At 43.3% G+C, this 231-nt stretch carries 1 protein-coding gene; it reads right to left on the bottom strand.

What is annotated here, in order from left to right; genetic code table 11:
- Positions 1 to 231 (bottom strand): Rib/alpha-like domain-containing protein (locus EII37_RS11035; RefSeq protein ID WP_142997544.1); only part of this gene is annotated, 231 nt, incomplete at both ends.

Here is a 231-nt window from a genome sequence, read left to right as displayed (position 1 = left end):
GTGTGCCACTTGTGTAAGTTGTTCCTGTTGGGATTTTCTTACCGTTTGCTTCACTTACTGGAATCTCTACTGATGAGCCTGGTTTACCACTGCCGTCATTGTACTTCGGTGTGTAATCATCTTTATCACGGTTGACTACGGTTACAGTTACTGGTACTTCCTCTGTTGATCCATCTGGGTATCTTACGAGAACTTTGCCTGTTACTTTATCCCCTGGATTCTTATCTGATG

Source organism: Streptococcus sp. OH4692_COT-348, from assembly GCF_003859975.1.
Lineage (GTDB): Bacteria > Bacillota > Bacilli > Lactobacillales > Streptococcaceae > Streptococcus.
This window is presented reverse-complemented; position numbering and strand designations above follow the sequence as displayed.